Source organism: Chitinophaga sp. sic0106, from assembly GCF_019219075.1.
Classification (GTDB): Bacteria; Bacteroidota; Bacteroidia; order Chitinophagales; family Chitinophagaceae; genus Chitinophaga.
Genome location: NZ_JAHUWJ010000001.1, coordinates 48719 through 72908 on the forward strand (window position 1 = coordinate 48719; position 24190 = coordinate 72908).

Here is a 24190-nt window from a genome sequence, read left to right on the forward strand (position 1 = left end):
TTTTGACCTTCCTAAAAATTAAAATGTAAAATAAAATGAAAGTTGCCGTAGTAGGAGCTACCGGACTGGTAGGCTCAAAAATGTTACAAGTGTTGACAGAAAGGAATTTCCCTGTCACAGAATTGATTCCAGTGGCTTCTGAGAAGTCAGTAGGTAAGGAAGTAACATTTAAGGGCAAGGGCTATAAGGTGGTTAGTGCAGATACGGCAATTGCCATGAAACCAAATGTAGCTATCTTCTCTGCCGGCGGTAGCACTTCCCTGAAGTGGGCTCCTAAGTTCGCTGCAGCAGGTATCACTGTAATCGACAACTCCAGTGCCTGGAGAATGGACCCTAGCAAAAAGCTGGTGGTACCTGAAGTTAATGGTGATGCGCTGACTCCGGAGGACAAAATCATTGCCAACCCTAACTGCTCTACCATTCAGATGGTACTGGTGTTAAAGCCACTGCACGAGCAATATAAAATTAAGAGAGTAGTAGTTTCTACTTATCAGTCAGTAACCGGTACCGGCGTTAAAGCGGTAAACCAGTTAATGAACGAAAGACAGGGTGTACAGGGCGAAATGGCTTATGCTTACCCTATTGACCTGAACGTAATTCCTCAGATCGACGTATTTCTCGATAACGGCTATACGAAAGAGGAAATGAAAATGACCAACGAAACCAAAAAGATCATGGGCGACGACCAGATCCAGGTAACGGCTACCACTGTACGAATTCCGGTGATGGGCGGTCATAGTGAAGCGGTAAATATCGAGTTTGATAAGGAATACGAATTGGCAGACATCCGTACACTCCTGGCGAAAACGCCTGGTGTGATTGTGGTTGACAATCCTTCCAAAGCGGAATATCCAATGCCTAAGGACGCGCATGACAAAGACGAGGTTTTTGTAGGCCGCATCCGCAGGGATGAAACCCAGCCTAAAACCGTAAACATGTGGATAGTAGCGGATAACCTGAGAAAAGGTGCTGCCACTAACGCCGTGCAGATTGCTGAGTTCCTGATGGCTAAGAACTGGTTATAATCATACTGTCGTGCTATGCAATACCTGTAATATCATAGCAGTGGCATAGTATCGGTAACGGATAAACGAAGTTTAATCTGTAACATATTAAAAGCAAGCGAATTATCGCTTGCTTTTTTTTATCCTTTTTATAATAACATAACTTTGTACGGGTAAAAATTACACGGAAGTAGTATTGATTTGTGGTAGATAAAATTCAATTTTGGTATTAATAATCCTATGCCAGCTAAACTGATTCTGAGTAGTCCGATTTTAGAGCGCGAGTGAACTTTTTCGCTATTGTCTAACGAAAACACCCTTAAGTCCTATGAAAACCAACACCAATCGTGAGCTTTTGTTAATGCACAAGTTTACCGAAGAGTGGAGCACTAACTTTTCCTCCCAGGTATCCAGGATCATGAACATTGTTGATCAGCAGGATACATTGGATGGCATTATTCCAATTATAGAAGTGGCTAATGTTTACAATCAGAAATTTGCACACACCAGAACTGACAAGGAAGAGCTCCTGAAAAACAGGAAGGCACGACCTTTTGAGTTCCTTATCCACAAAAACTAAAGTGATTAATGACTTGCTGAATTTTACTTAATTAAACCGGGCGGGATCAATCCATAGCCCGGTTAATAAACTGCAGCAGGGGTTGCATCAGGGAAAATGTTTTGAGTATATCTCTCACGAGAGCGGGCTGTACTACGGCATCATCCGGAAGGGAACGGGTAACTACCAGGCTCTTGAGCCGGAGATAGGCGATAGCCGGATTATCCGGCTGATAGCCCTGCGGTGCTGTTTTCAGGGATTCTCCTTCTATCTTCCCAAAATGTTTAATAAACTCTTTGTTGGAAATGATACTTTCGAATTCTTCGAAATTGTAATCTATTTCCTGTCTGACCTTTTTCAGTACCGGAGCGGGAGGCATCCAGAGGCCGCCCCCGGCAAAACTATTCCCTCCGGGTTCCAGGTGAAAATAATATCCTGCCAGCGGGGATTTTTTCCCACCCTGCTGAAAAGCAGCGCCCATATTGGTCTTATAAGGAGTCTTATCCTTTGAGAACCTTACATCTTTATATATCCTGAACACACAATCCTTCACCTGCAGGCCTGCCACGGTGGGGTCCTGTTTTTGCACCCCATCAATCACCTGTTGTACCAGTGTTTCAAAGTCATCTTTGGCAGTTTCGTATTCCTGGCGGTGATCGTCAAACCAGGGTTTGGTATTATGTTGCTTTAGCGTCCGCAGAAACTTTAACGTGGAAGACTGTAACATTATCTGGAATTATTTTTCCCAAGATAGTAATTGTTACGAAGAAGTGCATCCCGTTCCGGCAGCTAATGGGGAAACCCTGCAGGCGCGGAGGGCACCCACAGGGTTAATTCTCATAAAGCAATAAGCGGTGTTGTAATCCTTCTCAGGCGTTAAAAATGGTATGTTGCAGCAAATAATACGTTAGCGGTAGAGGTGGTGGCGGCACCATCCTTTTTACTGAACAGGTCCACAGAAGACTTGTCCAGTCTGAATTCAGGGATCAAAGTAAGGTTTCCTATCTTATAGTTAAATGACAGGGTACCGGCTACTATATTTCCCCCTTCGGGAGATGCAGCATATACTTTGAGCGCGTCTTTGTCACTGAAATATTCACCCCTGATCGTCAGGCCGAATTTGTCAGTAAAATCGGCATTAATGTACAGGGCAGATCCCCACCAATTAGCACTGGCGTTGGCTTCACCTTTTATTTTGGTATCCAGGTAGGTGCTGTAGGTACCGTTATAGCCCAGGCCGAACTTTTCTGTCACCTGGTAGGTCGCTACCACGTCTACCTGGTGATTCTGTATGCCACTGGTATCTTTTCCTTCGAGGTAGTTGAGGTATAACTTAACGGGTGTTTCTGCAGGTGCCCAACCCAGCTGTGCACCTATATATTTATGACTGTTTAATGAAACTGATTTCAGATCGGTTGGGTTAAAAACGCCTACCATCGCGGAGAGGGAAGAACTTAAAGCAATATCAGCCTTCACGCCCGTATTGAAGAAGGGACCATAGCTGAACATATAACTCATGCTATAGTTCCTGTTGAGATAAGCATCTACCAGTTCATAGCCTACGTGTGTGGCGTAGCTACCAAGGCTTAATTTAATTTTATCAGTTACCTGATAGGATACATACAATTGCTTGATGGCCATTGATAAGCCATTAGCAGAACCGGGTACGTCATTGTAGGAGAATTCTCCGGCACGTCTGCCAAAACCGAGGTCGGCTACGATACTTCCTTTTTTGAAGCTGTGCTCTGCTTTCAGCGATACCATTCCCAATTCGAAAGAATTGTGGGAGTTGGTAAAGCTGGTTTTATTATCCGTATTGTTACCGTTCAGGTTGTACTTATAGTATACATCCGCGGAACCGGACAATTTAAAAGCAGGGACGGTGGTTGTATCTGTCGATGTTTGTGCAGATGCAGACAATAAGCTGCCAGTCGCGAATAAGGTGGTAAGCATTCGTTTCATTTACGTATGAATTTGGTTGATAAAATGGTAAGACGTATATGCTGCCTTTTCTGCGTTGTTTTGGGGTGCGTGCGTACTTTACGGCGGGTTCAGGTAAACTTCTACATACTCAATAAGTAACGTGCATGCGATAGCTAGTTAGGAACGGATAGTTAACGAAGCCGCTTTCAGGCAGTTCCACCGTAGTCGGCTTCCTGCGTTAACTATCCATTCCAGGGTCTTCTAACGTATTCGAATAAACGAACAGTTATTAATACAGTTGATAAAGGTCCAGATCAAAGAACTTTAATTCATTTGCTATGTTAAGGGGGCGCGTCGTTCAGGAGTGCGCCATTTCAGCTTCTTCCTTCAGATCACCTTCTGTGTCGACGGTCATCATAGCAGGATGGTAGCTTTCGTTGTGCTGTGTAGCATCGAGGCCGAGTGACTCTTCATCGTCGGTAACACGCAGTGGGTGGAACAGATCGATCAGTTTGAAGATGCCGTATGATACTGCGAAGCTGTATGCTACTACGAGGAACAGACCGAGTGCCTGATTTTTGAACAGGTCGAAGTTGCCGTAGAACCAACCATCATTACCTGCGCTGTTCATAGCTTTAGTGGCAAATACACCGGTGAGGAGCATACCAACCATACCACCTACACCATGGCAAGGAAATACGTCCAGGGTATCGTCGATGCTGGTTTTGGATTTCCAATGCACCATCATGTTGGAGATGATTGCGGCAACAAATCCGATGAATATACTTTGTGGGATAGCAACAAATCCTGCGGCAGGTGTGATGGCAACCAAACCTACAACGGCACCGATACAGAAACCGAGGGCTGAGGGTTTGCGGCCACGCACTACATCGAAGAATACCCATGATAAACCGGCAGCAGCTGTGGCAGTATTAGTGGTAGCGAAAGCAGTTGCAGCGAGTTGGTTAGCACCCAGTGCAGAGCCGGCGTTGAAACCGAACCAGCCAAACCAGAGCAAACCGGTACCGAGGAGTACAAAAGGAATATTTGCAGGTTGTAATTCTTTCTTTTCGATATGATCTTTTCTGCGTTTCAGTACGATCGCACCAGCGAGTGCCGCGCAACCAGCAGAGATATGTACTACGGTACCACCTGCGAAGTCAAGCACACCCAGCTTAAACAGGATACCATCAGGATGCCAGGTCCAGTGTGCAATTGGTGCATACACCAGGATGCTGAACAGCACCATAAACAGTACATAAGAGGTGAAACGGATTCTTTCTGCTACTGCACCTACCACCAGGGCTGGGGTGATGATCGCAAACTTCATCTGGAAGAGGGCGAACAGCAGGAGAGGAATGGTAGGGGCCAGGCTCCAGGGTTCGCCGCTGCCTACATTATTAAACATGAAAAAAGTGGTGGGGTCACCAATCAGTCCTCCGTGGGACTTACCAAATGCCAGACTAAAACCGACAACTACCCAAACAATGCTGATAAGGCCGGTGGCAATGAAGCTCTGCATCATTGTGGAGATTACATTCTTTCTATTAACCATACCGCCATAGAAGAAAGATAATCCCGGAGTCATTAAGAATACCAGCGAAGAAGCTACCAGAATCCAGGCGATATCTGCAGTGCTATATTTACCCGCATCTGCATAAGAGGGGAGCGTGGGAATAAAAATCCCGATTACGGCAACTACCGCTAGAAAAATAAAGGGTAGGTAGTCTTGAAACGATTTTTTCATCATAGCATTTGATTTTAAATTTCTTAAATAAAAGTAGGGGTGAAATTTAAAACGTCAAATAGAAGGGCTTAAAAATAGAATTATTTGAATTTAGGGGCTAAATATTGAGTCAGATCTAATCAAATAATAAATAATTATAATATTAATTATTATTTTTTAGAATATATGGAGAGATGAGAGTCAAAAAAACTTCATTAATTAACTGGCTATCAATTATTTATAGGAACATTAAGGGAACGTTAACAAATTTCAAAATCAGGAGTAACAGTTGCTACTGCAATTATCAAAACTTCACATTAAATTATTTATAATAAGTATAATACACATATAATTTTTTATAAGACGAAACAGAATCGCCTATATCATATTGTAAATAATTACATATATGATATAGGCGAGCAGGTGATTAAATATTTCAAATGCCGGGCAAAAATCCTTGATTTTACCCTTTCATCTCCTGTAATTCTCTTTCCATAGCAAACATCTGGTCCCTCAAGCGGGCCGCCTCCATAAAATCGAGGTCCCTGGATGCCTTCTCCATCTCTTTTTTCACTTTGGTGATCGCTTTTTCCATCTGCGGAATGGTTTTTACGGTAGCCGCAGAAGTTTTAGCCACCTCCATAGCAGCCTCTGCAACCAGCGTCACCTCATCGTGCACGGCATAAGGAGAGTTTTCGTCGTAGTTCTTTATTTCCAGCACACCGGTTTGGGCCAGGATCTGCTCCTTACTCTTACGTACGGTACGTGGTGTGATACCATGTTCTATATTATATGCCAGTTGTTTTTCCCTGCGGCGATCGGTTTCATCAATCGTCCTTTGCATACTGTCCGTGATCTTATCTGCATAGAAGATTACCAGCCCGTCAACGTTACGTGCCGCACGGCCTGCCGTTTGGGTCAGGGAACGCTCATCGCGCAGGAAGCCTTCCTTATCTGCATCCAAAATTGCCACCAGGGATACTTCTGGTAAGTCCAGCCCCTCCCTGAGCAGGTTCACCCCAACCAGCACGTCGATGTTGCCCAGGCGAAGGTCGCGCAGGATTTCGATACGTTCCAGGGTATCTACCTCTGAGTGGATGTATCTTGACTTAATATTAATACGTTGGAGGTACTTGTCCATTTCTTCCGCCATGCGTTTGGTGAGGGTGGTCACCAATACGCGGTCTCCTTTTTGTACGCGGCGGTCAATTTCATCCAGCAGGTCGTCTACCTGATTGGCGCTGGGCCTGATTTCAATAGGCGGTTCCAGCAGGCCGGTAGGCCGTACTACCTGTTCTACTACCACCCCTTCGGTTTTTTTCAGTTCATATTCACCGGGGGTAGCGCTCACGAAAATGGCCTGATTCACCAGATTTTCGAACTCGTAGAAATTCAGGGGCCGGTTATCCAGTGCTGAAGGCAGGCGGAAGCCATATTCCACCAGATTCAGCTTACGGGAGCGGTCACCGCCATACATACCGCCAATCTGCGGAACTGTTACGTGGCTCTCATCGATAACGAGGAGAAAGTCTTTCGGGAAGTAGTCCAGGAGGCAGAAAGGCCTGGTACCCGGGGTACGGCGGTCGAGGAACCTGGAATAGTTTTCAATACCGCTGCAATAACCCAGTTCCCGGATCATTTCCAGGTCGTAATTGACGCGTTCGGAAAGGCGCTGCGCCTCTATCAGCTTACCATTTGCCTTAAAATATTCCACCTGCGCCATCAATTCATCCTGTATTTCAAAGATGATCTCTCTCATCATATCTTTTGGTGCCAGGTAGAGATTAGCGGGAAATATCGCAGCATTTTCCATTTTGCCGATACGCTTCCCGTTTTGTACGTCAAAGCTTTCTATCTCTTCAATTTCATCTCCAAAGAAAGTAATCCGATAGCCATAATCCACATAAGGCAGATTGATATCTACCGTATCGCCCTGTACGCGGAAGTTACCACGGTTAAAATCCCCGGTGGTACGCTGGTAAAGGGAGTTGACCAGCGCATGGAGGAAGGCATTGCGGCCAATCGTTTGCCCCAGCTGAATTCTGATAATACCGTTTTCGTAATCGGTAGGGTTACCCATACCGTAGATACAGGACACGCTGGCAACCACAATAATATCCCTACGGCCAGAGAGCAGGTTAGACGTGGCTTTCAGACGTAGTTTATCCAATTCTTCGTTAATGGCCAGGTCCTTCTCTATATAAGTATCACTAACCGGCATATAGGCTTCCGGCTGGTAATAATCGTAGTACGACACGAAGTACTCCACGGCATTATCCGGGAAAAACTGGCGTAGCTCCCCGTATAGCTGGGCTACCAGGGTTTTGTTGTGGGTCAACACCAACGTGGGGCGTTGTACTTGCTGAATAACATTTGCAACAGTAAAGGTTTTACCCGAGCCAGTTACCCCGAGCAGGGTCTGAAACTGTTCACCTTCGTTGATGCCTTCAGTCAATTGTTTTATAGCTTCCGGCTGGTCACCAGCTGGAGCATAAGGCGCTTGTATCTTAAATGGCATAATGTGAATCTTAAATTGAGCAGTATGTAAAAATACTAAAGAAGTACGGACAAAAGTGTTAAAAAGCTCTTTACTTTTGCCCTTTCAATCAGGAACAACAGTATGAGAAAAAAACTAATCTTTACCTTGCTGCTGGGCGTTTTGCTGCCATTCGCCGGCTTTGCCTGGGGCCCTATCGGCCACCGTGTGGTAGCGGAAATTGCGTATAACCACCTTACTCCACAGGCCCGCAAGGCGGTAGCGGCCATTCTGGGTCGCACTTCCATGGCGATGGTGGCCAACTGGCCCGACTTCATCAAGTCCGATACTACCCATAAATATGACCACACTAACACCTGGCATTACCTGGATTTTCCGGCGGGAGTGGAGCGTGCGGAGTTCGACCGGCTGCTGAAAGCCGCTACCGGCGAAAATCTGTACACTGAAACCAATGCCATGATCAAGGATTTGAAAAACCGCCAGCTGCCACAGGAACAAAAGGTATTTGCGCTCACCTTCCTCATTCACATGATGGGAGACATGCACCAGCCTTTGCATGTGGGTCGCGACGAAGACCAGGGTGGTAACAAGATGGCTGTCACCTGGTTCAACAATCCTTCTAACCTGCATCGGGTTTGGGACGAACAGTTAATTGAATACCAACAGCTTAGCTACACCGAGTATACCAAGGCGCTGGATATTGCTCCTGCTGCACAGGTGAAGTCTTACCAGGCAGGCACTATTGCCGACTGGATGTTTGAGTCACACCTGCTGGCGGATAAAGTATACGGGTATACGAAACCGGACTCCAAGTTGAGCTATCGTTATAATTATGTATTTGTGGAAGATTTGAATACGCAGTTATTGAAAGGTGGCTTGCGTTTGGCGGCTGTATTGAATGGTATTTTTAAATAAATACTGTCCCTTTCAATGCCCAACGGCATTATGTGCTCCGCGCAGGGCCTGCCGGCGCTGACCCGGGAGCTATCTAACTTCCATTCATTACGACATTGCTACTGTCATATTGGATAAACAGTACAAGTGTCTAAAAAAGTCATAAAGCAAAAAAGCCCGATGCGAAATGAAGTGCATCGGGCTTTCTTATATAATTTGCTGGTTAAATACTATACCAGGTCGATATCGAAGTTTACCAGTTGTACAAACTGGTCAATTCTTGAGTGGATCTCTTCTTTGGAAACCTCTCTGATGCGGGCTGTACCGAATTGCTCCACGCAGAAGGAAGCCATGGCGGAGCCTACAATGATTGCAGTTTTCATGTTTTCGAAGGAGATATCCTTGGTTTTAGCCAGGTATCCGATGAAGCCACCTGCGAAGGTATCGCCGGCGCCGGTTGGATCGAATACATCATCCAGTGGCATTGCAGGTGCAAAGAACACGTGGTTTTCGTGGAACAGGAGGGCACCGTGTTCTCCTTTTTTAATGATCAGGTAACGGGGACCCATGGTCAGGATTTTGCGGGCAGCTTTAACCAGGCTGTATTCACCGCTCAGCTGACGGGCTTCGCTATCGTTTACCATCAGTACATCCACTCTTTTCAGCACTTTCAGCAAGTCGTCCAAGGCTACTTCCATCCAGAAGTTCATGGTATCCATTACGATGAGCTTAGGTCTTTCTTTCAGCTGGTCGATTACGCTCATTTGTACCTGTGGAGTCAGGTTACCGAGTATCAGGAATTCAGAGCCCTGGTAACTTTCAGGTATAACAGGCTGAAAATCAGCCAATACGTTCAAATCGGTCGCGAGGCTGTCGCGGGTATTCATATCCATATGATATTTACCGGACCAATAGAAAGTTTTCTCTTCCTGCTTAACCTGTACACCATCCATAGCTACACCTTTAGCTTTGAGGTCTGCCAGTTCGGATGCTGGAAAATCGCCACCAATCACGGAAACCTGGTTAATAGGTGTCACGAAATTGGATGCCGCCCACGCAATATATGTTGCGGAACCTCCGATGATTCTACCTGATTTACCAAAGGGCGTTTCGATCTCGTCGAATGCCATTGTGCCTACTACTGTAAGTGACATACTATTTTTAGTTACTGGTTTAGTTAGTTAATGTGATATACAAAACCCCGCAAAGGTAATATATCTGCCATAAATACACGACAGATAATATTTATGGCACCTTCTGGTACAATATGGCCGGGTCAGCATTTGCATCTCCCTAAAAAAACCATAAAAAAATATAACATTAACGACTATACGAAAATAGTATGATGCAAATAAAAACAGCAGCTTATATAAAGTACTCCTCACCAAAAATGTTACACAGATTTTAAATTATTTTTATCGTGAAATATTTTTAAATTTTTTTTTATCCACCTGTAACCCTTAACAACAAAGGATTACAGAACACTACCACTCTTCTGAAAAAATAAAATTTAACTTTTCACTGTAACATAAAGATTTCATCTCCGTTTAACAATTCAGTAAGCGCTGAAAACCTATTGCAATAAGAAAATAAGACTTATATCATTCTAACAATCTTCAATTAAAATTTATATCATGTCGATTTCCAAGAAACGTGCTCTCACAGCGGGAGTTATGATGGCTACTGCTATGGCTGTAACTTTCACTGCTTGCAAGAAAGATGATGACAATGCACCTATTGCCCGTACTACCAGCTACGACCTGAAAGGTGTTGGTGCTGATGCTGCTGCTACCAACGGTGTAGTAACACTGACTGAAAATGCAGACAGCTCTATCAATCTGAGCCTGAAGCTGAATAAAACTACCAAAGATGCACAACAGGCGATCTACCTGATTGGTGGTACTGCTGCTGCTCCTACTACTGATACATTGTATCTGAATACTGCTGCTGATATCAAAGGTACTGGTGCTGCGATGACTGTTAACATTTTCAAAAATGTAAAAACTATCAAAGCTAACACTGCTGCAGGTCAGAAAGACGTTGCATTCCGTTATGCCGACGTACTGGCTTACGCTGCACACATGAAAGTACTGACTGGTGAGAAAAAAGATACCCTGGCGATTGGTGTGGTAGGTAAAAAATAAGCCTTAGGTACTGGTTAATTTAGATAGAAATGTACTATCCATCGAATAGAAAGATAGTTCATTAAAAGTGTGATAAATCAAATAGCCCACGCAACTGCGTGGGCTATTCCTGGTTCTGGTGACTTTTTCTAGGATATGGATGGGTTCAGAATGTTGTGTTGTATCATTCTGTCTGATAATTAGATGTAGGTGCTTCTACTTGTTTTTTCAACACCGAAAATTCTGTTCTCCTGTTCAGCTGGCGGCCCTCAGGATTATCCTTATGGTTAGGCAGTGAGTTTGGTGCCACTGGTCTGGTTTTACCATAACCTTTTGCGATCAGTCGTGTAGGGGAAATGCCACGGCTGATAAGATAATTCACGCAGGACTGTGCACGTTCCTGAGACAGTTTATTATTGAACTTATCCGAACCTACGCTATCCGTATGCGCACTCATTTCGATGGTGAGTTTCGGATTTTCGTTCAGGAGATCCACCACTGTATCCAGCACTATTTTCGATTCTTCTCTGAGGGTAGCTTTACCGAAGTCGTAATAGATATTATTCAGAACAATTGGTTTTTCTACTTCATAGTGTTTAATACAAAGTGTTGGATTATCCAGCGAATCGGTGTTTTCCAACTGGTCTGTTTTGAAGTGCAGCGATTTGGTGAAATAGTTTTCCTTTTCAGCCACGAGTTTATACTGACGGTTAGGATCTACTTCAAAGGTATATCTGCCCGTCTGGTCCAGGGTAACCTTACCGATAATACGTTGGCGAATGGTATCCATCAGCGTTACGGTAGCACCTTCCAGCGGTTTATGGGTATCACAGTCGATAATCAGACCGCTTGCAATTTTGCGTATACGTTTGATGCCGAATACTTCCAGGCAGCATACGGATTCCCTGTCGGAGCTGATAAAGCCTGCTGCAAAAGGACGTGAGTTATCCAAAGCAGTGTAGTAAATATCATCCTTCGGCGAGTTCAGGGGCTTGCCCATATTCTTAGGTTCTGACCAGCTGCCGAAGTCTCCTTCGCTCTGGAAGAAGTCGAGTCCGCCAAGGCCCACGCGGCCATCGGAACTAAATACCAGCAATCCTTTTTCAGCGTCATAGAACGGCGCTTGTTCTTCCTCTTTTGTGTTGATGGCAGTGCCGATGTTTCTGGCGCTTCCTGGCGTTCCATTCGTCATCACACAATACCAGATATCGTTTTTACCCATACCACCGGGACGGTTGGAGGTAAACAGCAGGTATTTATTATCTGCTGTAAGATACGGTTGCATGGAATTGTAACCGTCAACGTTCACATTTGTTCCCAGTGCTTTGGGTTCTGACCATGAGCCGTTTTGCTTACTGCTGAGATAAATAGCGGACTGCTTCACCCCATTTTTAATCGTCCACCGGGTGAGGTATAAAGTTCTGCCATCCGGGGAGATAGCAGACACGCCCTGATCGGTGCCTTTTGGCGGGTCAGGGATCGTTAGCTTAGTAGCGTTATTGTAAGTGTTGTTATGCCCAGACGCGGTATATAACGTATTTACATAAGGGTTACCTTTTTTATTTTTTTCCTTTTTTTCTTTTTCACTAGCATTATCCGGCAACGGCGGTGTATCCGGGCGGGAGGAAGTAAACATCAATGTATTGGGCTCCGTGATCACTGGTGCATAGTTAGCACCACCTTCATTGATATTTCCCGCTGTTTTAACGATGGTATATCTTGGCAGTTTCTTTTCTTCTGCGATAGCAAATTCACAACATTGTATTTCCAGGCTGGCTCTTGTGGAGATGTCATCGGCCGCTGTATACGTTTCCTTGAATTTTGTGAATTGTTCCAATGCTTCATGGTATTTTCCATTTGCTCTCAGGCAGACGGCATACCAGTAGCGGGCCTGCGGAAACTGGGGATTATTAAAGCCTACCAGCTGGGCATACCAGGTTTCGGCATTACCATAATCGTTGTATAGTCGATAGGATTCTGCCAGACGGGCAACTACCTGCTGATAATCTTTCAGCTTACCGGATGGGGGAGCAGCACCGGCAACAGCATAGGGCAGTACCTGGTCATTTTTAATTTTAAAAGTACCCAGGGCTTTATTGTAATACTGTGCTGCAGAATAGTAATCTTTGGCATTGTAGTAAATATCGGCCGTATGTTTATAGTCGTAAACATATTGCGCCTGGACAGTATTTAGCAGCCCGGATAAGACAAGTAACAGGCAGAGTGTATATTTTTTCATGAGGGGTGCTTTTCTTAATTCATCAAATTTTTCCGCTCTTACAATCATTGATGTTTTTTTTATAATCTAGGGCAGATAAAATATTCTTCGTTCAGCACTCTTCTCTTGCGACTGATAAAGGACAGGGAAACTTCGAAGCTCTGGCTGCCATTTACCAGGCGTTTCATATTAGAAGTATTGGCATCGTAGCTGAAGCCAAGCACAAAGCTTTTGAAGTGAAAGCCTACGAATGGAATAGCGGCGTCATTAAACCGGTAGTTACCACCGAGGAGAAAATCAAATTCCGGATTCACCGCCATCTGCGCGTATACACCGGCAACAATTTCTTCTGCATTACCCTGACGCATATACAATCCGGTAGGTGTCAGGCTAAACTGCTCATTGAGTTTAATTTTAGTACCGCCATGGAACAGCCATCTTACAGGAAGACTTCTTTCAGTTCCTGCCGCTGCAAATGGATCTTTTGGTTTGGTAAGATGTGTAGCTGCAAAGCCTACAAAAGGATTAAACCGGTGGTTGGGGTTACCATCAAAGAATACCGTACCTGCTCCTACGTCAAATGAACTGGAAGAGGTAGTGGTTACGTTTTCACCGTTGGCGATGCTTGGATCATACCCGATGGTAGGACTATACTGACTACCTGTCTGGAACTTGGCAGGGTCCACCCGTCTGTTCAGCAGGCCGGCCTGTATTCCGAATGTAAGCTGACTGGTTTTAGTTTTACCAAACTTAACACCAGTATAGGAAACACTAGCCATCGCGTTGAGGTAGTTATACCCGGCATCGCCGGCTGACATATTAATCACATTGGCGCCAACACCGATATTTTTATCTGTAGCGGCATCAATAGATACACCGGCAGTAGAGAAAGGTTTGCCATAGTTGGCCCATTGGTTACGATAATCACCATTCACACGGAAGTCACCATCTATTACACCTGTAAGCGCAGGATTCAGCCACAAAGGATAGGCATAATATTGTGAGAAGTGCGGATCTACCTGTGCTACAGCTAAACGGGGCAACAAACTGCTCCATAAAAGTATCATAATTATAGAAATCCTCTTCATAGGAACATAATTTACTTGTTGAAGATTACCGGGATGCCTTGCAGCATCCCGGTTTTATTTTTTCTACGGGTTTAATAATGTTAATTATCGCATGAGGGTGACGTTACCTTGTTTCGTAATCACAGTGCCATCCTGCATAGTAGCCTTCACGATGTATACGTAAACGCCTACTGGTTGTCTTTGACCACTCATGGTACCATCCCATCCCTGGCGCTGATCTTTGGAAGTGAACACCAGTTGACCCCATTGGTTGTAGATCCTGAATTCGAGCTGTGCGATAGCTGTACCGTATACATACTCGATATCATTCACCCCGTCACCATTTGGACTGAAGAGGTTTGGCACATAGATATTGTTACCCTGCGGATTGGTTGTTTTGTCAGTTATTTCTCTGATCAGGCTGATCTGACACAAGCTTGCACCAACTGCTTTCACATACAGCGTTACATTCTGGTTTGGTTGCAGGTTAGTTACGGTATGTGTAGTACCGTTGATGCCTGAACTTGGAGCCAGGAAGTTGGCCATAGAATCGTTAACAGCCACTACATAGCGTTCAGCTCCTGGAACCGCAGTCCATGTAAATGTGACGCTGGTAGCAGTTCGTTCGGCTACGGTCACTACTGGTGCAGCCGGCGCTTTCAGTACTGTAATTGGTACAGCCGTTCTGGTGGCGCTTGCACAATTGGCACCGATGGAAGCTTCTACGTAGTAAACCACATCCTGGTTGATCGGCGGTGTAGTAAACTGTGCACTGGTGCTCACCGGCGTTGTTCCATTCGGGGTAGCGTACCATGCGAAGGATGCACCCGGAGTAGTGGAAGTAGCGGTGAGTACATATGTTTCACCAGGACACTTACCGATGTCGTTGCCGGCAACTTGTGGTGCACCAGGCGCATTACCCACGGATACGCTTACCGGCGTACGGGTTGCACTGCTACAGCCATTTGTATTTACAGCTTCTACATAGTAAGATCCATTTGCCGTTACAGGACCAACTGTTACGCTGTCGCCGGTGGTTACCGGTGTACCGCCTTGTGCAGTAGTGTACCAGTTGTAAGTGAGGCTACGATCAGGGTTCGCTACTTTCAGTACAGCGAGGCTGTTAGTACAAGTGGTGACTGCTCCATTAGCTACAACCGGTGTTGCCGGTACACTGCTAACTGTTACATTCACCTGGCCTCTGCTGCTGCTTACGCAGTTACCTGCGGCGATGCTTGCATCTACGAAGTAGCTGGTATTAGTGATTACCCCGTTGATATTTACCGTTGCGCCGGTGGCTACCGGTGTGGTAGAAGTGGCGCTGGTGTACCAATGGTAAACCACTCCATTTACAGGATTGATTACGCTCAGGGTGAGTGCCTGACCCAGACATACGCTTGCATTTGGTGCTACAGCAGGCGTAACCAGTGAATCCACAATGGTAGCACGGAGCGCTGTTCTGGACAGGCTTGCACAACCAGATACATTCTTGGCTACTACATAGTAATCCGAGCTTGCTCTGAGTCGACCGGTACTGAAGGCAGTACCTGTAGTCAGGCTATCATTGGTGAGGGAGTTAAACCATACATAACGGAGTTGTGCGTCAGGGTTGCTGATCTGGAAGGTGAGCATGTTATCCACACAAGCTGCCTGATCTGCCACAACAACGGTTGGTGTAGCTGGCGCCGGTAATACATTCACCGTTGCACTTGCTCTGCCACCTGCATTGCTACAACCAGCGCTGTTAAATGCAGCCACGTAGTAGGTGGTGGTAGTTATTACACCCGATGCCGTGAAGGTGGTAGGTGTAGCAGGTGTCAGTTCAGTACCATTTACTGCTGCATCAAACCAGCGATAGGTAACAGATGCGTCAGGGTTATTGATAGTGAACGTTACGTTACCGCCTGCGCACACTGTTTGATAATTAGTAACCAGTGTTGGTACAGCTGGTGTTGGTGCGATGACTACTGTTACCGGCACTCTCGCAGAGGTACCTACGCAACCTGCCTGACCCACAGATTCAACATAAAATATAGTTGAAGTGGTGAGCGTATCGGTTACGAAGTTGATACCAGCATCTGTATTAAGTGCGGTACCACCTGTTGCTACATTGTACCATTTATAGGTAACTCCGCTTACTGGCGCTTTAACGGTGAGCGTTGCTCTTGAACCACCGCAGGCAGTCTGGATGCTGTCTACACCAGGTGTAGGTGCACCGTTTACGGTTACATCTACTTTAATGAGTGCCAGTGCACATTGGCCTTTGGCTGCTTCGAGGTAGAAGGAGGTGTCCGCATTGAGTACACCTGTTCTGAATGTATCCGCAGTAGCGAGGAGCTGCGTTTTAGTGCTGCTGTTGTACCATCTGTAGGTGACAGTAGCATCAGGGTTGGCTACTCTTACGGTAGCTGCCTGACCAGCGCAGATGGCTGCTCCGATGGCTGTTGGTGTGGTAAAGGCATCCACGGTCACTGTTACAGCTTTGGCTGCACCAGGCGCGTTTTCACATTTATTCACACCTTGTACGGTTACATAGTAGGTAGTGGTGGTATTCAGGGTGTCAGTGGTAAATACGGCAGTGCTTCTGATGAATTGAGTCAGTGCAGCATCGCGGTACCATCTGAACACCGGATTGGTTACTGTGGTGCTGGAAGCAGTGATAGTAGCGGCGGTATTCACGCAGGTGCTGGCGTTGGCAGCCTGGATATCAGTACTGTCTGCAGGCGTACCTACATTCACCGTTACCTGTTTGAGATTACCGGCAGCATTTTCACACTGACCATTGGCGCTTACGCTCACAAAGTAATTGTAAGTACCCGCTGCGAGGCCTGGCAGGGTGAGTACACCGGCAGCATCTACACCTGTAGTGATAGGTGTTGTTTTCTGCTGGCTGGTATACCATTTAAACACAGCATTGACTACAGTGCTTGTTGGTGTCAGTCGTGCTGTATCACCCAGGCAGATGGACTGTATACTATCGATGGTGATGTCCGCAGGCGTTGCATTGTTAAACACGGTGAGTGTAATTTGCGTGCGTGCGGTATCGTTAGCGCAGCCATTGCCATTGTTGGCTCTTACAAAGTAGTTGTAAGTACCTACTGCCATTGGGTTTGGTGTAGTGTAAGCGTTATTGTTAGCGGTCAGCTGATTGCCGGCTGCATCAAACCAGGTGTAGGTTACACCTGCCTGTGCGATCACACGGAGTGTGGCCGGCAGATTGCTTACGCATACAGTAGTTGGGTTGGCAGAATCAGCCACCGGAGCAGTTGGGATACCCTGGATGCTCACTCTTGCGGCGGCAGATGTCTGAATATTACAGTTGTCTCTGGTAGCCGTTACAGTATAGTTATATACACCAGCAGGATTAGATGTTGGTACTACATAAGCTATACTATCCAGCAGTTTAGTACCATCCTGGTTGTACCAGGTGTAGGTTACACCAGCAACCGGGTTGTTTACACGCAATGTTACCGGAGTGCCTACGCATACGCTGGAGTCGCTGGTAGTTACTGTAGGTGCTACAATACCACGACGTGCGTAGTTGAAGTCGACAGCGGTAAGCGCCGCGAGTATACCTGATTTCAGTTTCACTTCTACTGCATCGAACTGTTTGGTTGGCACGAAGGAGAGCACAGCACCTTCTGTACCGCTGAGCAGTTTCACATGCAGGAGTGGGTTACTGGTCAGGAGGCTGTCACCAGCGGTAACACCATTATAAGTTGTCAGCTGTACGCTGGCCAGCAGTGCTGCAGACAGCACCTGACCAGGGCTGGAGAGCATTACTTCCACTGTATCACCGAGGGTAGACAATCCGGTGAAGGCAGCGCGTTGCCATACAGCGGCGTTGAGTACACCGAGGTTGAGTACCAGGGAGGAAGCAGATACCGTATTGTTATCAACGGCTCTATCCGGGTTCACTACAGAACCGAGTACCAGTATACCACCACCGACGGTAGTATTACTATTGGTTTGTGCTACTGCACGTTCACAAGGCACTGCATTTGGTGGTATTGGAACGGTCACAATCAGTGCCGGCACTCTGGCGGATTTACAGCTGGAGTTATCACCCAGCACGGCTTCTACCCAAACAGTATCTGTTGTTTGAACAGATCTTGGTTCAGAGATATACTGTAATCCTTTGTACAGTGTATCAGTGCTGAACTGGGTACGGAACCAATAAACGTTTGCGTTTGCAGCTGGTGGGGTAGCCACCAGGATGGCACTCTTACCGGTATCTACTACAGCCCTGCTCGGAGTGATTACAGGCACCGCCAGTTGACTGGCAGTGGTAAACAGTACAGCGGAGCGGGTAGCTGAAGTAATGCCACAGCTATCGTTCTTAGCTTCCACGTAGTAGGTTACAGGCGCTGTAACATTATTTACGGTGAAGATAAAGCCACTGTCGGCGTTGAGTTTAGTACCACCGCTGGCCACATTGTACCAGCCATAAGTATAACCACTAACAGGGTTGCTGATAGCGGCACTGGCGTTTGAGCCAGGGCATACCGCAATTGTATCAGGTGTTACTACAGGGGCAAGTGGTGTAGCAATTACTTTCACCGTTACTGGTGTTTTGGCACTGCTTGGGCAATCTGCGCCAGCTCTGTAAGCCTCTACCAGGAAGGAAGTATCAGTAGTGATAGCACCCGTTACCAGTGATGCACCGTCTTTACCGGTGAGGTAAACTCCATTGGAGTTGTACCAGCGGTAAGTGACGTTAGCGGATGGATTATCCACATTAAGCGTAGCTGTGCCACCGCTGCAGACAGTTACTGTGGATGCCTGCACTTTAGGTGCTGCAATTATTCTGCGTGCGGAGTTGAAGTTAATATCAGTCAGCGCGCCGAGCACACCGGATTTCAATTTTACTTCGATCGCGTCATATAAACCATTTGGCAGGAAGGTGTAGTCACCTGTGCGACCGCCGGTTAATAAGTCTACATGGAGTAATGGATTACTCAGCACGATTGAATCAACTGGTGTGTTACCATTATAAGCGGTGAGCTGTACGCTGGAAAGCACACCTGCCGACAGCACCTGGCTTGGGCTGGAGAGTCTGACGCGAACGCTGTCGCCCGGAGCAGACAATCCGTTGAATGCTGCACGTTGCCATACGACCGCGTTTAATGCACCGAGGTTTATTACGAGGGAAGAGCCAGTATTTTGGTTATTATCTACTGCGAAGGTTGGGTTGTAAACGTTACCCAGTACCAGCAATCCGCCGCCACCAATTGTTTGGCTGATGGCGCGTTCGCAAGGTACTTCCAGTGAGTCGCCTACCTGTGCAATAACGGTAACAGGCACACGAACTGACTGACAGCTACCGCCGCCGGCAATGAATGCCTGTGCGTAGTAGATGGAGGTATCAGGTACGGCTTTGGATGGTGCGCCGAATGATGGTCCAAATGCCAGCGTATCTGTGGTAGTAGCATCTCTGAACCATGCGATGGTAGCATTAGCTACTGGCAGGGTAGCAGTAAGTACTGCAGATTCGTTGAGTCGTACAATAGCAGGGTTTGGCGACACTACCGGTGCCTGCAGTCCTGTACTGATAGTGATACGATATGCCTGGCGAGTAGTAGAGGTAGCACCGCAGGAGCTTTGTGCCTCTACATACAGGGTAGTATCTCTGGTAACACCATTTACAGGGAAGGTTAATCCTGAATCTAAATTCAGTTTGGTACCACCTTGTGCAGCGTTGAACCAGTTATAGGTTAATCCCTGCACCGGATTATTGACACGCAGTACTACGTTGGAACCGGAGCACACGCTAACTGCCTGGTCAGTACCAGGGACAGCTGGCGGCGGTGTTACGGTAACGCTTACCGGATATCTTTCCGGATTTTCACAATTAGCAGGGCCGCCATAAACAGCTACCCAATATTTCACAGTACCAGGAGTACGGAGCGTATCTGTAGTATAAGTGCTGGTAGATGCCAGTACAGTAGTACCTGTAGAATCAGCATACCAGCGGACACCGGTACCACCAACAGGTGTAACGGTGAGTGTTGCTTTTGTATTTACGCAAACAGTATCATTTGGTGTATTTACTGTAGGACGTGGATAGATTATTCTTGCGCCATAAATATCGACGGTATGGAGCAGGTTGGCTACGCCGGTCAGTCTCACTTCCACGCGGTCATATACGCCGGTAGCAGGGATGGTAGCGGTAAACTGCTGACCACTGAGGAGGCGGAGTGTGAGCAGATTAGAAATGGTATCTGCTTTAACCAGGGTAGTATTATTATAAACGCTTACCACTATACCACCGAGCAGGCTCACATCTGCCAGACCACCAGGTGCACCGAATGTAACGCGTACGCTATCGGTAGCAGTACCTGGATTGGCGAAGACCAGTTGCTGGTAGATGGAACCACCGAGCAGCCCAACCGGCATACTGAGGCGGGTGAAATTGGTTTTTACGCTATCAATAGAATTATTAGGATCCAGCACAGCGCAGAGGATACAACCGAGGGTAGTACCGGAGTTCTGGCTGACAGGAACATTACAATCAGGAGAGATAATTACCGGACCGGTAACTACTACGGTTACACGTACACGATTGGATTCGCAGGCGCCAAGAACGGTCATGGCTGCAAAGAAGGTGTAAGTGCCAGGGTTGGTAAACGGACCCACGTTAAATGGAGTACCGGTGCCAAGGGCAGTAGTGGTAGTAGAATCAGCGTACCAGGTGATGGTAGCTCCGGCGACTGGAGTAGCGGTGAGTGCTACCGGCTGGCCGGTAGTAGCTACAACAGTACCAGGCACTACCGGACCTGCAGGTGCTGTTACTACTTTAACAGATGCTGGCTTGAGTGTATTGGCCGGATTTTCACAACGGTTACTACCGGTGATCGCTGCATAATAATTATAGGTACCAGCGGCGAGCCCGGTGATAGTCAGCTTACCCACTGAGTCCAGTGCGTAGGTGATGCCAGCGGTGGTACCGTTTGCGATCGGCTGTGTTTTAGCCTGATCGAAGTACCATTTGATCACCGGGTTAGTGATACCGGAGGCGCTATTCGCCGTTGGAGTAATTACTGCGCTGTTACTGGTACAAGCAACGGTGGTATCATTTACAATGATATCACCAGGTGTACCGAGCGGGTTCACGGTGATGCGCACCGGAAGTCTTTCCGGATTAGCACAACCATTAGCTGCAACTACCTGTGCATAGTAGGTTACTACACCGGCAGTGCTGAGCTGCGGTGTGGTAAAGGTAGGATTACTACCAGCTACTGTAGCTGTAGTAGAATCCGCGTACCACCTGATGCTGTTGGCGCCAAGGCCGTTAGCGGTGAGGGTGGCTGTTTCATTTACGCAGGCAGTGCCATTTGTATTAACGGTAAATGTTGGATTTGGCGCTACTGCTCTTACACCATACAGTTGCAGGGATGTAAGGAGATTTGCCACTCCGGTGAGCCTTACCTGTACGGTATTATATACACCGCCGGCTGGGATGGTGATCGTATAAGGACCGGCACCACTGAGCAGCTGGAGGTTGAGCAGATTTGCGAGGGTATCTCTTCTTACCACGGTAGTACCGTTTGCTACGGTGATTTCAACACCGGCGAGCAGGCCTACATCGGCGATACCGCCAGGGTAGCCGAACATCACGCGAAGGCTATCAGTGGCAGCGCCAGGGCTGGCGAAGAAGAGTTGTTGATAAACACTACCACCGAGCAGTCCTACAGGAATATTAAGGGTACTGAAGTTGGCAGCGGCGGTATCTACGGCGCCGTTTGGATTAGTTACACTACACAATACGCAACCGAGTGTAGTACCGGTGGCGGTGGTAGTTGGTGCGTTACAGGAAGTGTTAGTCACCAGTGGAATAATTATAGCAGTATCGGCGACTCTGTAAGATTCGCAGGCACCGCTGGCGCTGAGGCGTGCAGCAGCATAATAGATATGTGTACCTGCGGCAGGGAATGGTCCCACACGGAGGGTATCACCGGAGCCTATTGGTGCCTGGGTAGTATCGCTATACCAGAATATGGTACCTCCACCCGGAGGGGTAGCGCGGAGAACCACTGGCTGACCTACGCTGGCGTATACAGTAGATGCGCCGAGTGTAGGTATAGGTGCCTTGCTGGTTTGCAGCACGGTAACTTTCTTGAGTGTATTGGCCAGGTTATCGCAATGGTTAGCGTCGCTGGCGCTGATGTAGTAGTCAGCGGAAGCGGCGGTAAGGCCTACGATGGTGAGGCGGCCGGTAGTGGCGTCTACAAAATATTGTACTGCACCTTCTACGAGGCCATTGGTGATCGGTGTTGTTTTAGCAGCATCTTTCCACCAGCTGTACACAGGGTTAGCTGTGAGGAAGGTGGAAGTAGGGGTGATGCGCACGGTATCACCGGAGCAGCTGAAAGCAGTATCTGCAAAATTCAGATCAGCGGCTGTTGTGTATGGATTCACTTTTAAGGTGAGCGGCGTACGTTGTGAACCGGTGGTACACATTGTTCTGTTGGCCGCTACGGAGTAGGTGAATGTACCAGCGGTGTTTACCGGTGGAGCATATGTGGAGGTAGTGGCAGGGCCTTGTACGACTGTACCGGCGCTGTTGTACCAGGTATAATTTAAGGCAGCATCCGGGTTAGAGATGGTAAATGTTGCCGGGGTGTTCAGACAGGTGGTTAGATTGCCGCCAACCGCAGTAACGGTTGGGCTGGGAATGAATCGGGAAATTTCGTAAACATTCAGGCTGTTAAGCACATTGGCGAGGCCTCCGAGTCTGATTTCCACATGATCGAAAGGGGCGGTGGAGGCGAAGGTAACAACCTGTGGTGTGCCAGGGCCGGCGAGCAGGCTAAGTGACAGGAGGCTATTCCCCCCGTTGATGCTATCCACAACAGTTCCTCCGTTATAGGTAAGGAAGGTGATGGATTGCAATGCAGTAAGGGATAGCAGGCCACCTGTTGTACCGAGGGTAATGCGAACTGAATCGCCCGCTTTTGCGAGGCCAGGGAAGATGGCATTTAAACGGGTATATCCTGCTACGTTGGCAACTGTTTGCATGGTGGCTGCAGTACTGGTATTCAGGTCAACTGCATTTTGCGGGTTGGTCACGGTACCGAGGTTCACGAGGCTGGCAATATCCACCAGGCTTTTCACGCCGCCGATTATATCGATTGGGTTATCGCAGGCAAGAGTGCCGGTAGCCGGCACATTATAATAGGCCTCATATATATTAATGCTGGTGGCTACGTTCAGCAAACCGGAAACGCTGATGCGTACGCGGTCGTAGGTGCCGGTGGCACCTGATGCTGAAGGGGCAGGCAGGAATATTTCTGACTGGTTATTGCTGACGAGCAATTTCGCAAGCGTGGAATTCAAACTGGTAGCAGTCCCTCTATTGGCAGCTACCGACATTGGTTGGGCGGTGATGTTACCAAGGGACACGCTTACTAAAGCGCCAGTTCCAATTCTTAGGGTTACACCCTGAGTAACGGGAATGGCAGCCGGAAATATCACATCCAGCCAAACGGATCCCGCGACGCCCACGGTGTTATTAACAGATGCAAATGTGGTAACATTTCCATCCACCGCGTTGGGGGCACCGGTAACACTACACACGGTACATAACAAAGGGGTTTCGCCAACAGATTGACTGTTAGCGTATACCCTTTGATAATACGTTTGTGCGTTGGCGTTAGTACCTGCTACTAGTGTTAGCAGCATTAATACCAGAAATCCTTTCAGGAAATTAACAACACGCAGGTTTTTACGTGGCAGAGGATCGTCAATAGCAGACCCATCCCGGTTTCGAAGGATAACAAAGGAAGCACTAAAAGGGCTAGTAGGAGTAGCTTTTGAATGCATAGCATCAGTATTTGGATAATAAGAAGTCTTGTTTATTGATTTCAATAAACTCTATTGGAGGCAGCGGTTAAGCAAGTGTTTTGGGGAAAGGGATTCTGGTTGATAAAGTATTATGAACTCCTTTCTGCCTAGATATATTTTGACAATCTATGATACGAAAGTATAGTGCTGGCGTCGTTTATGTATGTGCCTTTTTGTTCATTTCTCTTGGCGCATTCAACCTGTTCATTTTTTAAAGACTCTGTTCATTTTGTTCATTTTTAAAATTTCGGATCACCGTGTTCAATCAATTTTGGGGCTGTTCAAAAAATATTTTACTAAAAGTTAGCTAAACATTTAGCAGATCCAGGTGCTACC

General features: G+C 47.0%; 12 protein-coding genes. 4 read left to right on the forward strand and 8 right to left on the reverse strand.

Annotated elements, in window-relative coordinates; translation table 11 throughout:
- The first annotated feature begins 35 nt into the window (after positions 1-35).
- Positions 36-1025 (forward strand): aspartate-semialdehyde dehydrogenase, encoded by a 990-nt coding sequence (locus KW844_RS00235; protein ID WP_218374706.1) that lies wholly within the window; start codon positions 36-38, stop codon positions 1023-1025.
- Positions 1026-1332: 307 nt separating this feature from the next.
- Entirely contained in the window at positions 1333-1584 is a 252-nt protein-coding gene (locus KW844_RS00240; RefSeq protein ID WP_218374707.1) for a hypothetical protein, read from the forward strand.
- Between the two features lie 46 nt (positions 1585-1630).
- Here the strand turns inward: KW844_RS00240 and KW844_RS00245 are convergent, their stop codons facing one another.
- From KW844_RS00245 to uvrB, 4 genes are all read right to left on the reverse strand, one after another.
- Complete coding sequence (locus KW844_RS00245) at positions 1631-2290, reverse strand: DUF2461 domain-containing protein (RefSeq protein WP_218374708.1); 660 nt, start codon at positions 2288-2290, stop codon at positions 1631-1633.
- Between the two features lie 149 nt (positions 2291-2439).
- The gene (locus KW844_RS00250; RefSeq protein ID WP_218374709.1) at positions 2440-3525 is read right to left on the reverse strand and encodes a porin; all 1086 of its coding nucleotides are present in this window, start codon (positions 3523-3525) and stop codon (positions 2440-2442) included.
- Positions 3526-3844: 319 nt separating this feature from the next.
- A complete protein-coding gene (locus tag KW844_RS00255) occupies positions 3845-5236 on the reverse strand; it encodes an ammonium transporter (protein ID WP_218374710.1) in 1392 nt (463 codons plus the stop codon).
- 439 nt (positions 5237-5675) lie between these two features.
- Positions 5676-7730, reverse strand: a complete 2055-nt coding sequence (gene uvrB, locus KW844_RS00260; protein WP_218374711.1) for an excinuclease ABC subunit UvrB — start codon at positions 7728-7730, stop codon at positions 5676-5678.
- 102 nt (positions 7731-7832) lie between these two features.
- Here uvrB and KW844_RS00265 point away from each other — a divergent pair, with 102 nt between their 5' ends.
- Positions 7833-8624, forward strand: a complete 792-nt coding sequence (locus KW844_RS00265) for a S1/P1 nuclease (protein ID WP_218374712.1) — start codon at positions 7833-7835, stop codon at positions 8622-8624.
- A 209-nt stretch (positions 8625-8833) separates the two neighbouring features.
- On the opposite strand, the gene KW844_RS00270 is transcribed toward KW844_RS00265, so the two are convergent.
- A complete protein-coding gene (locus KW844_RS00270; RefSeq protein WP_218374713.1) occupies positions 8834-9757 on the reverse strand; it encodes a PfkB family carbohydrate kinase in 924 nt (307 codons plus the stop codon).
- A gap of 480 nt (positions 9758-10237) precedes the next feature.
- On the opposite strand from KW844_RS00270, the gene KW844_RS00275 reads away from it, so the two are divergent.
- Positions 10238-10747: a hypothetical protein gene (locus KW844_RS00275; RefSeq protein WP_218374714.1), complete on the forward strand. Its 510-nt coding sequence runs from the start codon at positions 10238-10240 to the stop codon at positions 10745-10747.
- Between the two features lie 163 nt (positions 10748-10910).
- On the opposite strand, the gene KW844_RS00280 is transcribed toward KW844_RS00275, so the two are convergent.
- The 3 genes from KW844_RS00280 to KW844_RS00290 form a co-directional block, all read right to left on the reverse strand.
- Entirely contained in the window at positions 10911-12965 is a 2055-nt protein-coding gene (locus KW844_RS00280) for an OmpA family protein (protein ID WP_218374715.1), read from the reverse strand.
- A 59-nt stretch (positions 12966-13024) separates the two neighbouring features.
- Positions 13025-14032 (reverse strand): PorP/SprF family type IX secretion system membrane protein, encoded by a 1008-nt coding sequence (locus KW844_RS00285; protein WP_218374716.1) that lies wholly within the window; start codon positions 14030-14032, stop codon positions 13025-13027.
- 84 nt (positions 14033-14116) lie between these two features.
- The gene (locus tag KW844_RS00290) at positions 14117-23833 is read right to left on the reverse strand and encodes a gliding motility-associated C-terminal domain-containing protein (protein ID WP_218374717.1); all 9717 of its coding nucleotides are present in this window, start codon (positions 23831-23833) and stop codon (positions 14117-14119) included.
- Positions 23834-24190 lie beyond the last annotated feature (357 nt).